Annotated in this window: 11 protein-coding genes; 8 read left to right on the top strand and 3 right to left on the bottom strand. The window is 71.5% G+C overall.

Translation table 11 applies throughout. The annotated features are described in order from the left end of the window. Positions 1-65: 65 nt before the first annotated feature. Both fdh and IO29_RS22085 read right to left on the bottom strand, forming a co-directional pair. The gene (gene fdh, locus IO29_RS22090; RefSeq protein WP_030382984.1) at positions 66-3,317 is read right to left on the bottom strand and encodes a formate dehydrogenase; all 3,252 of its coding nucleotides are present in this window, start codon (positions 3,315-3,317) and stop codon (positions 66-68) included. Positions 3,318-3,345: 28 nt separating this feature from the next. After that, positions 3,346-3,585, bottom strand: coding sequence for a hypothetical protein (locus IO29_RS22085; RefSeq protein WP_030382983.1), 240 nt, complete (start codon positions 3,583-3,585; stop codon positions 3,346-3,348). A 333-nt stretch (positions 3,586-3,918) separates the two neighbouring features. Here IO29_RS22085 and IO29_RS22080 point away from each other — a divergent pair, with 333 nt between their 5' ends. Together IO29_RS22080 and IO29_RS22075 are read left to right on the top strand one after the other, a co-directional pair. After that, positions 3,919-4,839 carry a M20/M25/M40 family metallo-hydrolase gene (locus tag IO29_RS22080; RefSeq protein ID WP_051707430.1) on the top strand — a complete coding sequence of 307 codons (921 nt, stop codon included), beginning with the start codon at positions 3,919-3,921 and terminating at the stop codon, positions 4,837-4,839. A 78-nt stretch (positions 4,840-4,917) separates the two neighbouring features. Further along, positions 4,918-6,345 carry a M1 family metallopeptidase gene (locus IO29_RS22075; RefSeq protein ID WP_051707429.1) on the top strand — a complete coding sequence of 476 codons (1,428 nt, stop codon included), beginning with the start codon at positions 4,918-4,920 and terminating at the stop codon, positions 6,343-6,345. A 61-nt stretch (positions 6,346-6,406) separates the two neighbouring features. On the opposite strand, the gene IO29_RS22070 is transcribed toward IO29_RS22075, so the two are convergent. Continuing rightward, positions 6,407-7,705, bottom strand: coding sequence for an ROK family transcriptional regulator (locus IO29_RS22070; protein WP_030382980.1), 1,299 nt, complete (start codon positions 7,703-7,705; stop codon positions 6,407-6,409). 204 nt (positions 7,706-7,909) lie between these two features. On the opposite strand from IO29_RS22070, the gene IO29_RS22065 reads away from it, so the two are divergent. From IO29_RS22065 to IO29_RS22040, 6 genes are all read left to right on the top strand, one after another. Continuing rightward, positions 7,910-9,226 carry an ABC transporter substrate-binding protein gene (locus tag IO29_RS22065; RefSeq protein ID WP_030382979.1) on the top strand — a complete coding sequence of 439 codons (1,317 nt, stop codon included), beginning with the start codon at positions 7,910-7,912 and terminating at the stop codon, positions 9,224-9,226. Between the two features lie 5 nt (positions 9,227-9,231). Continuing rightward, entirely contained in the window at positions 9,232-10,260 is a 1,029-nt protein-coding gene (locus tag IO29_RS22060; RefSeq protein WP_030382978.1) for a carbohydrate ABC transporter permease, read from the top strand. A gap of 52 nt (positions 10,261-10,312) precedes the next feature. Further along, positions 10,313-11,152, top strand: coding sequence for a carbohydrate ABC transporter permease (locus tag IO29_RS22055; protein ID WP_030382977.1), 840 nt, complete (start codon positions 10,313-10,315; stop codon positions 11,150-11,152). 44 nt (positions 11,153-11,196) lie between these two features. Further along, entirely contained in the window at positions 11,197-12,555 is a 1,359-nt protein-coding gene (locus IO29_RS22050) for a GH1 family beta-glucosidase (RefSeq protein ID WP_030382976.1), read from the top strand. A gap of 342 nt (positions 12,556-12,897) precedes the next feature. Beyond that, positions 12,898-13,392: an FBP domain-containing protein gene (locus IO29_RS22045; protein ID WP_030382975.1), complete on the top strand. Its 495-nt coding sequence runs from the start codon at positions 12,898-12,900 to the stop codon at positions 13,390-13,392. 77 nt (positions 13,393-13,469) lie between these two features. After that, complete coding sequence (locus tag IO29_RS22040; protein ID WP_030382974.1) at positions 13,470-14,744, top strand: FUSC family protein; 1,275 nt, start codon at positions 13,470-13,472, stop codon at positions 14,742-14,744. The last annotated feature ends 12 nt before the right edge of the window (positions 14,745-14,756 follow it).

Here is a 14,756-nt window from a genome sequence, read left to right as displayed (position 1 = left end):
GTCCGGCACCCCGCGTCCCCCGCTCGCGAGGGTGCTCGGGGTGCCCACCGGCTCGCTCACGTCCGTCATTTCCTGACCTCCGTCCCGGTCCGCTCGGTGATGCCCGCGCGCCGCCGGTACTCGGCGACCAGTTTCGGCAGGTCGGGGCCGCGCGGCCGGCGGCCCGGGCGGATGTCGGCGGTGAGCGCCTTGTCCTCCTGGATGTGGGCGTTGGGGTCGAGGGAGATGGCGACCAGTTCGTTGGCCGCGTCGCCGGTCGCCACGCCGTTGGGTCCCCAGTGGAAGGGCAGTCCGATCTGGTGGACGGTACGGCCCTGCACGCGCAGCGGGCGCATCCGCTCGGTGACCATCACCCTGGCCTCGACGGCGTTGCGGGCGGTGATGAGGGTGGCCCAGCCGCCGTGTTCGAGGCCGCGTTCGGCGGCGAGCTGCGGGGAGATCTCGCAGAAGAACTCCGGCTGGAGTTCGGAGAGATACTCCGACCAGCGGCTCATGCCGCCCGCCGTGAAGTGCTCGGTGAGCCGGTGGGTGGTGACGACGTACGGGAAGACGTCGGCGCCCGGATCGTCGCCGCTCGGGTGGTAGCGGTTGCCCTCGCGGGCGAGCACCTGGCGGACGGGCGAACGAGGGGTGGAGGGGTACAGGGCGTTGGGGAAGGGCGAGTCCTGCGGCTCGTAGTGGGTGGGCAGCGGCCCGTCCTCCAGTCCGGCCGGGGTGAACAGCCAGCCCTTGCCGTCGGCCTGCATGATGAACGGGTCGTCGCCGCGCAGGGCCGCCACGCCCTCGGCGTCGTCGTCGGGGACGCGGTCCGGGGCGAGGTCGGGGACGAAGTCGGGCACGTCGTGGCCGGTCCACCTGCCGGCCTCGGCGTCCCACCACACATAGCTCTTGCGCGCGCTCCAGGGCGTGCCGTCGGGGGCGGCGGAGGCGCGGTTGTAGAGGATGCGGCGGTTGGCGGGCCAGGCCCAGGCCCACTCGGCGGCCACCCAGTCCTGTTCGGTGTGGGGTTTCTTGCGGGCGGCCTGGTTGACGCCGTCCGCGTAGACGCCGCAGTAGATCCAGCAGCCGCAGCGGGTGGAGCCGTCGTCCTTGAGCTCGGTGTACGCGCTCAGCGGGCTTCCGTCCGGGCCGTGGCCGTTGATCTCGGCGAGGACCGCGTCGGCGACGGGTTCGTCGAGCGGGCCGGTGACCGGGTAGTCCCAGGCCAGGTCGAGGACGGGGCGGTCCATCGGGTCGGTGGAGCCGGCCAGCTTCTCGCGGATGCGGCGGCCCAGGTGGTACATGAACCACAGGTCGCTGCGCGCGTCGCCCTCGGGTTCGACGGCGGCGTAGTGCCACTGCACCCAGCGGTTGGTGTTGGTGAAGGAGCCGGACTTCTCGGTGTGCGAGGCGGCGGGGAAGAAGAACACCTCGGTGCCGATGTCCTCGGTGCGCAGTTCGCCGGTCTCGATCTCGGGGCCGTCCTTCCACCAGGTGGCGGACTCGATGAGGGAGAAGTCGCGGACGACGAGCCACTCCAGGTTGGCCATGCCGAGCCGTTGCAGCCGGGTGTTGGCGGAGCCGACGGCCGGGTTCTCGCCCATCAGGAAGTAGCCCTTGCAGGTGCCGTCGAGCTGGGCGGCGACCGTCTGGTACGTCGAGTGGTCGCCGGTCAGGCGGGGCAGGTGGTCGAAGCAGAAGTCGTTCTCGGGGGTGGCCGCGTCGCCGTAGTACGACTTGAGCAGGCTGACGAAGTACGACCGCATCTCCGCCCAGAAGCCCTTCTTGGTGCGGCTGGCCGTGATGAAGTCGTCGAGGGTCTCGTGGGCGTGCGCGTGCGGCATCGGCAGATAGCCGGGGAGCAGGTTGTACAGCGTGGGGATGTCGCTGGAGCCCTGGATGCTGGCGTGGCCGCGCAGTGCCTGGATGCCGCCGCCGGGGCGGCCGATGTTGCCGAGCAGCAGCTGGAGGACGCTCGCGGCGCGGATGTACTGGGAGCCGACGGTGTGCTGGGTCCAGCCGACGGCGTAGCAGAACGCGCTGGTGCGGTCGGGGCCGGAGTTGGCGGTGAGCGCCTCGCAGACCTCCAGGAAGGTCTCCTTGGGGACGCCGCAGATCTCCTCGACGAGTTCGGGGGTGTAGCGGGCGTAGTGCCGCTTGAGCACCTGGTAGACGCAGCGCGGGTGTCGCAGGGTGCGGTCGGCGGGGGCGTCGGGGCCGGTCCTGGCGCCGCCGGAGCCGTGGGTCTCGGAGCCGCCGAAGCCGCCCACCCGCTCGTCGTACTGCTCGTCGGGGTCGCCGGTGGGCTGCTGGACCTCGGTGCCCTCGTAACTCCAGCTGTGCGGGTCGTAGGTGTGGCCGTCCTCGTCGAGCCCGGAGAAGACGCCGTCGAGGTCCTCGGTGTCGCGGAAGTCCTCACTGACGAGGGTGGCCGCGTTGGTGTAGTTGAGGACGTACTCCCGGAAGTCCTTCTCCTCGGTGAGGACGTGGTTGATGATCCCGCCGAGGAAGGCGATGTCGGTGCCGGCGCGCAGCGGGACGTGCAGGTCGGCGAGCGCGCTGGTGCGGGTGTAGCGGGGGTCGACGTGGATGATCCGGGCGCCGCGCGCCTTGGCCTCCATCACCCACTGGAAGCCGACGGGGTGGGCCTCGGCGTAGTTGGAGCCCTGGATGACGATGCAGTCGGAGTGCTGGAGGTCCTGCATGAAGGTGGTGGCGCCGCCGCGCCCGAAGGAGGTGCCGAGGCCGGCGACGGTGGCGCTGTGGCAGACGCGGGCCTGGTTCTCCACCTGGACGACGCCGAGTCCGGTCAGCAGCTTCTTGATGAGGTAGTTCTCCTCGTTGTCCAGCGTCGCGCCGCCGAGGCTGGCGATGCCCATCGTGCGGGCGGTGCGCGCGCCGTCCTTCTCCCACTCCCAGGTCTCGCGGCGGGTGTTGACGACCCGTTCGGCGACCATGTCCATCGCGGTGTCCAGGTCGAGGGTCTCCCAGTCGGTGCCGTGCGGGCGGCGGTAGAGGACCTGGTGCTCGCGGGCGGGGCCGGTGGTGAGCTGGAGGGTGGCGGAGCCCTTGGGGCAGAGCCGGCCGCGGCTGACGGGCGAGTCGGGGTCGCCCTCGATCTGGACGACCTTCCCGTCCTTGACGTACACCTCCTGGCCGCAGCCGACGGCGCAGTACGGGCAGATCGACTTCACCACGCGTTCGGCGGTGTCGGTGCGGGGGCGGAGGTGCGCGGTGGGGGCGGACTTGGCGGCGCCGCCGCGACCCGAGCGGTCGCCGGCGGCGCCGGTGAGCTGACGGTAGACGGGCCAGTCGCGGAGCCGGTCCGGTATGCGCATGAAGGATCTCCCGCTTCTCCGCTCGGCGTCAGGCGGTGGGCTCGTCGGGGGTGGGCTCGTCCTCGGGGCCGGTGGTGTCGTCGGGGGCGGTGTCGTCGGTGCCGGTGTCGTCGGTGCCGTCCGTCTCCTCCGTCTCCTCCGCCTTGCGGCGGGCGGTCGCGGGGGCGGCCTCCCAGGGGTCCTCGCCCTCGCCGGCCTGCTGGTCGGGCAGGTCGCGCGGGACGGGATCGCCGTTCTCTCCGGGCCCTTCGAGGCGGTGCTCGGTCACGTCGTCGTCCTCCCTTTCCCTCCCGCGGGCGCGGCGGCCCGAAGGAGCGACGCGCAAGTACCCGGGCGGCCCCGGCCGAAACGCGCGGGGAACGGTGCGCCGCCCGGGCGGGCGCCCACCCTGTCGGGGAGCCGGGGCGTCGGACCGTCTTCCGGCACACGCGGCTTTGCGTCCTCTTTACAACTGACGTCGCCGCGGTCTCGTCTCTCCAGCCGGGCTCAGGACAACGCCGATCGCCGCGTCGACGAGTTCCCGTGCCGGGCCGCCGGGCCCACCGCCCTCCGGCCCGGCCCTCGCTCTCCCGCCCCCGACCCTCCCGGAGGACTCGCACCGATGCACCCGATCAGCACACCGGCCCGCCGTTCGGCCGGCCGTCGCACTTTGGCCCGCCGCCACGCGGTGACCGCGGTCCTCGGCCTGTGCGCCACCCTCGTGGCCGCTCCGGCCGCCGCGGCCGCGCCCGCCGCGGACCTCGCCCCTCCCGTCGTCACCGCGGACCAGGTCATGCCGCACCTCACCGCCCTCCAGGGGATCGCGGACCACGCGGGAGGCAACCGCGCCCACGGCACCCGGGGTTACCGCGACTCCGTCACCTATGTGAAGGCCGCGCTGGACAAGGCCGGATTCCGCACCACCCTGCACCGCTTCACCCACGACGGCGCCACCGGCTACAACCTGATCGCGGACTGGCCCGGCGGCGACCCCGGGCACATCGTCTTCGCCGGAGCACACCTCGACAGCACGGAGAACGGCCCCGGCATCAACGACAACGGCTCCGGCTCCGCGGCCCTGCTCACCACCGCCCTCGAAGTGTCCAGGTCGGGGCTGAAGCCCGACCGTCATCTGCGGTTCGCCTGGTGGGGCGCCGAAGAGGCCGGAATGGTGGGATCCAGCGCCTATGTGAAGGATCTGTCCGCCGCCGAACGCGACCGGATCGACGTCTACCTGAACGTGGACATGGCCGGCACCAAGGACAACCGGTCCTGGCTCGTCGTCGAGGACGACCCCGCGGCGGCCCAGGCGTTCAAGAGCTACTTCGCGGCCCGGAACCTGCCCACGACCGCCATCGGCATCGGCGGCAGCGACCATGTGTCGTTCGGCGACGCGGGTATCCCGGTGGGCGGTTTCGCCACGGGAATCGACGACTGCACGCACGAGGCGTGCGACCGCGTGGAGAACGTGGACCCGGGGGTCGAGACCACCAGCACCAACGCCCTTCTCACCACGGTCTGGCAGCTCGCCGCACACCGCTGAGGCCGGGACGGCCTTCCGGCACCTCCGCCGAACACTTCGCGCGCACTTCGCCCGCATCCCGAATGAAGGAGCAGACGCATGCCTGTCCACCGGCATCGCCGCCGCGCCACCGCCCTGGCCACGACCGTGGCCGCCGGAATCGTGTTCACCGCAGTCCCCGCCGCCGGCGCCTCCGGCACGGGCGGCGCCGGTGACCCCTACTTCCCCGACGACGGGAACTCCGGCTACGACGTCTCGCGGTACGACGTCCACGTCACCTACGACCCGGCCCGCCCCCATTACCTGGAGGGCGACACCACCGTGGAGGCCGTCGCGACCGAGGATCTGGACCGGCTGCACCTCGATCTGGAGGGCTTCACGGTCACCGATGTCACCGTGGACGGCACACCCGCCCGCGCCGTCTCCCGGGAGGGCGCGCACGAACTCGTCATCACCCCGGCCCGGCCGCTCACGAAGAACACACGGTTCTCCGTACGCGTCCGCTACGCGGGCGAACCGGTCGGCGAGGGCTGGCACGCCCTCGCCGACGGCGGCGTGGACGTGTCGGGGGAGCCGCACTCCGCCACCGCCTGGTACCCGGCCGACGACCACCCCTCGGACAAGGCCGCCTTCCGGCTCACGGCCACGGTCCCCACCGGCTGGACGGTGGTCGGCAACGGACGGCCGGGCGCCACCACCACCGGCCCGGGCACGACCACGTTCCGCTGGTACGAGGACCGGCCGATGGCCACGTACCTCAGCACATTCGCCGTCGACAAGTTCACGATGCGCACCTCGAAGCTCTCCGACGGCACTCCCGTCATCAACGCCTACAGCCCCGGGGCGCGCATCGACCCCGAGGCGGAGGCACAGCTGCCGGAGATCATCGACTTCCTGGCCTCGAAGTTCGGCCCGTACCCCTTCTCCTCGGCCGGGGCGATCGTCATCAGCGGCGACGACGGCGAGGGCCCGATCGCCCTGGAGACGCAGAGCCGGCCGACGTACCACGGGAGCTTCTTCGACGCCTCCATGGTCCATGAGAACGCCCATCAGTGGTTCGGGAACAGCGTCTCCTTCAGCGACTGGCGCGACGGCTGCCTGGCCGAGTGCTTCGCCCAGTACGCCGGCCAGCTGTGGGACGAGGGGAAGCACGGCGCCGACCTGGACAAGGGCTTCTACGCCGACATGGTGGAGGAGAACAAGGCGGACCCCGAGTTCTGGGCGACGAGACTGTACGACCCCGGCCAGGGCCGTGAACTGGACAACGCCCTGTACGACAAGGGGTCCATGATGCTGCACGCCTTGCGCCGCACGGTCGGCGACGACGCGTTCTTCGGCACCCTCGAGCGCTGGCAGCGCGACCACCGCTACGGCAACGCGTCCTGGCCGCAGTTCGAGGCGCTGGCCCGGAAGGTCTCCGGCAAGGACCTCACCGGCTTCTTCCAGGCGTGGGCGCACGGCACCACCGTCCCGCCGGAGGAATACCTCTACCCGGGGTCCCTCGCGTCCCTCGCCCCGGCGGGCTGACCACGCCCCTGGTGCCGCCCCCGACCGCTTCTGGGCGGGAGGGGGCGGCCGGCCGGAAGACCTACCTCCCCGACGCCCGGTCCCGCAGCGCCTCGCGCCACGCCGGGGCGCGGCGCGGGGCGGCGTCGGGACCGGCGCCCGCCCGGCGTCCCCCGGCCGCGAAGAAGTCGGCCAGCGGCAGGATCGCCGCGCCCACCGTCACCGCGTCCGGGCCCAGCCGGCCCAGTTCGATCGCGACCCGTTCCGCGGGGTAGCGCAGCGAGTACGCCACCGCGTGGCGGCGGACCGCGGGCAGGAAGCGGGCGCCGAGCTGGAGGCCCGCCCAGCCGCCGATCAGGATGCGTTCGGGGCGGAAGAGGTTGATCAGGTCGGAGAGGCCGGCGCCGAGGTACTCCGCCGTCTCCTCGAGGACCGCCGACGCCACCGGGTCGGCCTCGCCCTCCTCCGGGTAGGCCGCCGCGAGCAGCGCGGTCAGCGCGGTCTCCTCGTCGGCGCCCTCGGGCACCTGTCCCCCGGCCTCCCGCCACCGCGCGAGCAGCGCCTCCGCGCCCGCGTACGCCTCCAGGCAGCCCAGCGCCCCGCACCGGCACCGGCGCCCCCGCACCCGTACGGTCAGGTGCCCGTACTCCACCGCGCGGCCGCCGGTCACGTCGTCGGTGACGAGGCAGGCGCCGACGCCGGAGCCGAAGAGGACGACGACCGCGTTGCGGGCGCCGCGGCCGGCGCCGAACCACATCTCGGCCTGGCCGAGGGTGCGGGCGCCGTTGTCGGCGAAGTAGGGCACGGAGTCGGGCAGCAGGCAGGCGGAGCGCAGCCGGGCCTCCAGCGGGACGGCGTCCCAGCCGATGGTCTGGCCGTGCACGACGGCGCCCTGTTCGCCCTCGCGGGCGACGATGCCGGGGACGCCGATGCCGACGCCGAGCAGCCGCTCGGGGGCGAGCCCCGCGGTGGCCAGCACCTCGGCGATGCCGTCGCGGATGTGGCCGACGACGACGTCGACGTCGTAGCGCTGGTGCTCCAGGGGGCGTTCGGTGCGGGCGAGTTCGGTGAGGGCGAGGTCGAACAGCTCGACCCGGACCCGGGTCTCGCCGACGTCGACGCCGATCATGTGTCCGGCGGTCGGCGCCACCCGCAGCAGGGTGCGCGGCCGGCCGCCGTCGGAGTCGACCGAGCCGGCCTCCTCGACCAGTCCGTCGGCCACCAGTTCGGCCACCACGTTGCTGACCGAGCCGGAGCTGAGCCCGGTCACCGGTCCCAGTTCGAAGCGGCTCATCGGGCCGTCGAAATACAACCGTTGCAGTACCTCGGCGCGATTGCCGCGCCGCAGGTCACGCACCGTCCGCCCGTTCCGCCCCGCCATGTGGCTCCCTCCCGGCCTGCCCCTTGACGCAAGATACCTCTGCGCGACATCTTGACGCGACTTTCCATGAGGTCTTAACTCACGCTCTAAGTTAAGCCATGAGGGACGTTCGGGAAGTGAACGGGCCCGGGCCTGGACGGGCCCGCTCCTTCCGTTTCCCGAACCCGCCCTCGCGCTCGCCCTGAGGAAAGGGACGCCTGAGCCATGCGCAGAACCCGAGTCGCGGCCGCCGCCGCGGTCACCGTCTCCCTGCTGACCGCCGTGACCGCGTGCGGCGGCGGCTCGTCGACGAGCGGCGGGTCCAACGACTCGCCGAAGACGCTCACGTACTGGGCCTCCAACCAGGGCGCCAGCATCCAGGTGGACAAGAAGGTCCTCCAGCCCGAGCTGGACAAGTTCGAGAAGCAGACCGGCATCAAGGTCAAGCTGGAGGTCGTGCCCTGGTCGGACCTGCTCAACCGGATCCTGACCGCCGCCACCTCGGGCCAGGGCCCGGACGTGCTGAACATCGGCAACACCTGGAGCGCCTCGCTCCAGGCCACCGGGGCGCTGCTGCCGTGGGACGCGAAGAACTTCGAGAAGATCGGCGGCAAGGACCGCTTCGTCGACTCCGCGCTCGGCTCGACCGGCGCCGAGGGCAAGGACCCGGCCGCGGTCCCGCTGTACTCGATGTCGTACGCGCTCTACTACAACAAGCAGATCTTCGCCGACGCGGGCATCTCCGAGCCGCCCGCCACATGGGCCGAGCTGGTCGCCGACGGCAAGAAGATCAGGGCCAAGGGCAAGAACCCGCTGGGCGCCGAGGGCTCCAACCTCTCCGAGAACATCCACCACGTCTTCGTCTTCGCCAAGCAGCACGGCGCCGACTTCTTCACCGCGGACGGCAAGCCCGACTTCACCAATGACAAGGCCGTCGCGGCGGTCAAGCAGTACGTCGACCTGATGGCGAAGGACAAGGCGATCCCGGCGGGCAACGCCGAGTACGCGCAGAACCAGTCGGTGAGCGACTTCGCCAAGGGCAAGACGGCGATGCTGCTGTGGCAGTCGGCCGCCTCCAACCTCAAGTCACAGGGCATGGCCGACGACGCCTACGGCATCGCCCCGGTGCCCGTGCAGTCCGGCACCCCCGGCACCGGCACCCAGGTCAACTCGATGGTCGCCGGCATCAACATGGCCGTCTTCAAGAACACCGACAACCTCGACGGCGCCACGAAGTTCGTGAAGTTCATGACCAGCGACGCCGAGCAGAAGACGCTCAACAAGGCCTACAGCTCGATCCCGCCGGTGAAGGCGGCGCAGTCGGACCCGGCGTTCAACTCCGGCGCCACCGCCGTCCTCAAGACCACCCTCGGCACCAGCGCCGCCGCGCTGCCGCAGGTCGCCGACGAGTCGCAGTTCGAGACGACGGTCGGCACGGCCGTCAAGGAACTGTTCGCCGACGCCGCCGGCGGCCGGTCGGTGACCACCGCGTCGGTGAAGGCGAAGCTCGAGAAGGCCCAGCAGCAGATGCCCAAGAAGTGAGCCGCATGACCACCACCGCCCCGGCCCGGGAGCCGGCGGTGCGCAAGGACCCGCCCGGTGCGGCACGCGGCCCCCGCCGCCGCACCGGGCGGCTCCGCCGCGTCACCCTGCCCTATCTGCTCCTGCTGCCCGCCCTGATCCTCGAACTCCTGGTCCATCTGATACCGATGGTGATCGGTGTCGTGATGAGCTTCAAGGAGCTCACCCAGTTCTACATCCGCGACTGGGGCACCGCGCCCTGGTCCGGCTTCGACAACTACAAGGTGTCGGTGGACTTCGACGCGCCGGTCGGCGAGGCGCTGCTCCACTCCTTCCTCATCACGGTCGCGTTCACCCTGCTGTCGGTCGGCCTGTGCTGGCTGATCGGCACGGTCGCCGCGATCTGCATGCAGGACACCTTCCGCGGCCGCGGTCTGCTGCGCGCCCTGTTCCTGGTGCCGTACGCGCTGCCGGTCTACGCGGCCGTCATCACCTGGGTGTTCATGTTCCAGCACGACAACGGCCTGGTGAACCACGTCCTGCACGACCAGCTCCATCTCACCGACAAGCCCTCCTTCTGGCTCATCGGCGACAACAGCTTCGTCGCGCTGCTGACGGTGTCGGTGTGGAAGGGCTGGCCGTTCGCCTTCCTCATCGTGATGGCCGGGCTCCAGAACATCCCCAAGGAGCTGTACGAGGCCGCCGCGCTGGACGGCGCCGGGATGCTCCAGCAGATCCGCCGGATCACGCTGCCCTCGCTGCGCCCGGTCAACCAGGTGCTCGTGCTGGTGCTGTTCCTGTGGACGTTCAACGACTTCAACACGCCGTTCGTGCTGTTCGGCAAGGGCGCCCCGCAGGCCGCGGACCTCATCTCGGTCCACATCTACCAGGCGTCCTTCGTCACCTGGAACTTCGGCACCGGCTCGGCGATGTCGGTCCTGCTGCTGCTCTTCCTGCTGGTGGTGACGGGCGTCTATCTGGCGCTGACCTCGCGCGAGCGCGGCGGCGGTGCCCGCACCGCATCCCGCCGCCGTAAGGAGACGGCCGATGTCTGAGACCGTACACATGTCCGAGACCGTACGCACCGCGCGGGTGCCCCGCTCCCCCATGGCGCCGCCGCGCACCTTCCTGTGGCTCCGGCGGATCTTCCTCACCCTGCTCACCGGCTTCGTCCTGGTGCCGGTGTACGTGATGGTCTCCAGTTCGCTGAAGCCGCTCGCGGACGTCACCGGCACGTTCCACTGGCTGCCCAGCGAGCTGACGATCCGTCCGTACATCGACATCTGGTCGACGGTGCCGCTCGCGAAGTACTTCATGAACTCGCTGATCGTGGCGGGCGCGGCGACCGTCTGCTCGGTGGTCATCGCGGTGTTCGCCGCGTACGCGGTGAGCCGGTACAGCTTCCGCGGCAAGCGGGTCTTCACGGTGACCGTGCTGTCCACGCAGATGTTCCCCGGCATCCTCTTCCTGCTGCCGCTGTTCCTGCTCTACGTCAACATCGGCAACGCCACCGGCATCGCGCTGTTCGGCTCGCGCGGCGGGCTGATCCTGACGTATCTCACCTTCTCGCTGCCGTTCTCGATCTGGATGCTGATCGGCTACTTCGACTCGGTGCCGCGCGATCTGGACGAGGCGGCCCTGGTCGACGGCTGCGGCCCGCTCGGCGCGCTGTTCCGCGTCGTCGTGCCGGCGGCGATCCCCGGCATCGTCGCGGTCGCCGTCTACGCCTTCATGACCGCGTGGGGCGAGGTGCTGTTCGCCTCCGTGATGACCAACGACACCACCCGCACGCTCGCCGTCGGACTCCAGGGCTACTCCACGCAGTACGACGTGTACTGGAACCAGATCATGGCCGCCTCGCTCGTGGTGAGCGTGCCCGTGGTCGCCGGATTCCTGCTGCTCCAGCGGTACCTGGTGGCCGGCCTGACGGCGGGAGCCGTCAAGTGACCGCACCCGGCACCGCTTTGAACCGGATCCCCGAAAGGACCCCCGTGACCATCGACCTCGGCGCCTTCCCCCGCGACTTCCTGTGGGGCACGGCCACCGCGGCGTACCAGATCGAGGGGGCCGCCGCCGAGGACGGCCGCTCGCCCTCCATCTGGGACACCTACTCGCACACCCCCGGCAAGGTCGCAGGCGGGGACCACGGCGACGTGGCCTGCGACCACTACCACCGCTGGGAGGAGGACGTCGAGCTGATGCGCCGGCTGGGCACCAACGCCTACCGGCTGTCGGTGGCCTGGCCGCGCGTGGTGCCGGGCGGCACGGGCGCTGTCAACGCCAAGGGGCTCGACTTCTACGACCGGCTGATCGACGCGCTGCTCGCGGCCGGCATCACTCCCTCCGTCACCCTCTACCACTGGGACCTGCCGCAGGTGCTCCAGGACCGGGGCGGCTGGCCGGAGCGCGACACCGCGCTCGCGTTCGCCTCGTACGCCGGTGTCGTCGCCGAGCGGCTCGGGGACCGCGTCAAGATGTGGACCACCCTGAACGAGCCGCTGTGCTCGGCCTGGATCGGCCATCTGGAGGGCAAGATGGCGCCGGGGCTGACCGACCTCCCGGCCGCCGTGCGCGCCTCGTACCATCTGCTCCTCGGCCACGGGCTCGCCGTCCGCGCCGTGCGCGCGGCGGTCCCGGACGCGCGGATCGGGTTCGTCAACAACCTGTCCTACGTCGAGCCCGCCACCGACCGGCCCGAGGACGTGGCGGCCACCCGGCGCATGGACGGCCACTCCAACCGCTGGTGGCTTGACCCGGTGCACGGCCGCGGGTTCCCCGCGGACATGCGCGAGGTGTACGGCGTCGACCTGCCCGAGCGGGCGGGCGACCTCGCGGCGATGGCCGAGCCGCTGGACTGGCTGGGCCTGAACTACTACTTCCCGTCCGCCATCGAGGACGACCCCACGGGACCGGCACCGCGCGCCCGCGCGGTACGGCAGCCGGGGCTGCCGCGCACCGGCATGGACTGGGAGGTCGACGCGAACGGCATCGAACGGCTGCTGCTGCGCCTCACCGAGGACTACGGCGCCCGGAAGCTGTACGTCACGGAGAACGGCTCCTGCTACCCCGACGTCGTACGCCCCGACGGCACGGTCGACGACCCCGAGCGCATCGCCTACCTCGACCAGCACCTGGCGGCGTGCGCCTCCGCCGTCCGCAAGGGCGTGCCGCTGGCCGGGTACTTCGCCTGGTCGCTGCTCGACAACTTCGAGTGGGCGTACGGCTACGACAAGCGGTTCGGCCTCGTCCACGTCGACTACGCGACGCAGCGCCGCACCATCAAGGGCAGCGGGCACCACTACGCGGACCTGATCCGCGCGCACGGGCGGCTCGGGCAGAGCGCGGCGTAGCACGCGGGCCGGCACCGCTGGGCGTGGCGCGGCCGGGGTGCCGCGCTGCGCCACGCGGGTGGGGCGTTGCCGCCGGGACGCATGAGGCGCACGGGACGGGCTACTCGTGCGCCCTGGGGTTCGGCAGAGTGCCCCGAGGACTCTCCGACGCGAGGACGCGCGGAGAGTCCTTTGGCGTTCCCGGGACGCGGTGGGCGCGGGGGGATGCGGGGGGTGCGGTGATGCTTGGGGCGTACGGAGGGGAAAACCCCTGGCGCTCGCGGGGTCTCGCTTCCTACCGTAGGGGCAAACCTGGAAACCTAGGGACCCTAGGTATTCACACACACCCTTCAGGAGCATGCCATGCGACCCCTCACCGAGCGGGACATCCGCACCTCGTTCGTCAACTGTTCGAAAGGCGAGGCGCAGCGGCTCTCCGTGCCCCGGGACCTCGGTGAGCGCCCCTGGGACGCGCTCGACTTCCTCGGCTGGCGCGACCCGGGCGCGCCCGACCGCAGTTATCTGGTCACCGAGCGCGACGGCCGGCTCGTCGGCGTCACCCTGCGCTTCCCCTCCGCGCAGCGCGGCTTCCTGCACCGCAGCATGTGCTCGCTCTGCCTGACCACGCACCCGGGCAGCGGTGTCTCCCTGATGACCGCGCGCAAGGCGGGCGCGGCCGGCCGCGAGGGCAACTCGGTCGGCCTGTACATGTGCACCGACCTGGCCTGCTCGCTCTACGTACGCGGCAAGAAGGTCCCGGAGAGCGGCGGCCGCTTCCAGGAGAGCCTGACGGTGGAGGAGCAGATCGCCCGCACGGTGGACAACCTCTCGGGGTTCCTCGACAAGCTGGGCGTCTGAGCGCACGCGCCCGGGCACGCAGGTGAGCAGAGGGGCGAATGCGTTCGATGAGCCGATGACGGGGAAATGGTCCAGGGATGCAAGACGTACGTGAGGCCTGGGCCGCGGTCACCGGCCGGGTGGCGAAGTGGCACCGCGATCCGGTGATCGTGCAGTCGGTGCGTTCGACGGCGGCGGCGACGGTCGCGTATGTCGTCGCCCTCCGGCTGAGTCCCGAACACCTGCCGCTCACCGCACCCCTGACCGCCCTGCTGGTCGTCCAGGTCACCCTCTACTCGACGCTGACGACCGGCATCCGGCGGGTCAACGCGGTGGTGGCCGGGGTGGTCGTGGCCATCGGGTTCAGCGTCCTGGTGGGGCTGACCTGGTGGAGCCTGGCCCTGCTGATCCTGGCCGCGCTGGGGGTCGGGCAACTGGTGCGGGTCGAGGAGTTCGTGGTCGAGGTGGCGATCAGCGCCATGCTCGTCCTCGGCGTCACCCAGGTGGGCTCCACCGCCTGGCTCCGGGTGCTGGACACGCTGATCGGGGCGGTGGTCGGCATGGCCACCAACCTGCTGTTCGCGCCGCCCGTGTGGGTGGGCACCGCCGGGCAGTCGATCGAGGAACTGGCCCGCTCGATGCGTCAGCTGATGCTCCGCATGGGCGAGGAGGCGGCCGGCCGTACGCCGGTGGAGCGGGCCGCGGCCCGGCTGCACGAGGCGCGGCGCCTGGACCACGACATCGTCGGGGTGGACGCGTCGCTGCGGCAGGCCGAGGAGAGCCTGAAGCTCAACCCGCGGGTGCGCGAGGGGCTGCTGCACCGGGTGGTGCTGCGCACCGGCCTCGACACGCTGGAGATCTGCACGGTGGTGCTGCGGGTGCTGGCGCGTTCGTTCACCGACCTGGCCAAGGAACGCGATCCCGGACCGCTGTTCCGGCCCGGGATCGGGTCGGTCGTGGAGGAGCTGTTCTCCCAGGTCGCCGACGCCGTCGTCAGCTATGCGGTGCTGGTCACCACGCACGTCAGCCGCAGCGCGGAATCGGCGGAGGAGCGTCTCACCAACGAGCTGGCCACCGCGGGCGCGACCCGCGACCGGCTGGCCCGGCTGATGCTGGAGGAGGTGCAGCGCGACCCCAGCCAGTGGCAGTTGCAGGGGGCGGTGCTGACCGAGGTCAACCGGATCCTGGACGAGATGGACACCGAGCACCGCTCGCGCCGGCTGCTGGAGGAGCTGGACCGGTGCACGCGCGAGCAGCGGGAGCGCACCCGCTGGCTGACCCGGCTGCGGGACGGCCTCGGCGCCGCCCGCCCGGCCCGGCTGCGCGAGCGCATCCCGCTGCCCCGCCGCGGCCGGAACCGGCGGGCCCCCTGACGACGTTGACTG

The organism is Streptomyces sp. NRRL F-6676 (genome assembly GCF_000725625.1).
GTDB lineage: Bacteria > Actinomycetota > Actinomycetes > Streptomycetales > Streptomycetaceae > Streptomyces.
This window is presented reverse-complemented; position numbering and strand designations above follow the sequence as displayed.